We start from the raw sequence: 723 nt of genomic DNA on the forward strand, positions 1-723 counted from the left end.
TCTTCTCGTTGAAACGCGACACGCTCACGCAAACGAGCCACTCTACGACGTTGCTTTTGGTAGTTCATGCACTCACGTAGGTTACGACCTTCTTTTTTCGCTTGCTCATAGCGACGTGATAATTTGCGCTGCTCACGTTTTAACTTTTTCTCCATCTTAGCCGTAAAGCGTTGGTTGTCCACTCTACGTCCATTAGATAAAATGGCAAAATCAGTGATGCCTAGGTCTATGCCTACAGCTTCGTTTGTTTTAGGGAATGGTTTGAAGTCTGGTACTTCACAGAGGACAGACACGTAAAACCTACCACTCGCATTGTATTTAATCGTCGCTTTTAGAATACGACCTTCAATATCACGCGACTTCGCAAATTTTACGAGTCCTAATTTTGGTAGTTTCATTTGATTGCCGACAATCGCAATGCAATTATGGCTATTCTTAGTTGTATAACTTTGAACCGGATTCTTTTTACTTTTGAAACGAGGATACTTATTTGGTCCTTTGAAAAAACGTTTAAAAGCATCCATTAAATTTTCATAAGAGGCTTGTAATGCCACACTATCTACGTTGCGTAGCCATGCCGTATCCTCTTGTTTTTTCAGCTTCGTGAGCATTTTAGACATAATGGAACGATTCAACCCTTTTCCTTCTTCTTCATAAGAAGTATTCCAACGTTCAAGGAAATAGTTGTACACAAAACGGCAATGACCATGTGTTTGATGAATT

Annotated in this window: 1 protein-coding gene; it reads right to left on the bottom strand. The window is 40.0% G+C overall.

Translation table 11 applies throughout. The features are described from left to right. A partial coding sequence (locus KTHG_RS00055; RefSeq protein ID WP_139991781.1) for an RNA-guided endonuclease TnpB family protein occupies positions 1–723 on the bottom strand: 723 nt, incomplete at both ends.

The sequence above is a fragment of the Kurthia sp. Dielmo genome (genome assembly GCF_000307285.2).
GTDB classification, from domain to species: domain Bacteria; phylum Bacillota; class Bacilli; order Bacillales_A; family Planococcaceae; genus Kurthia; species Kurthia populi.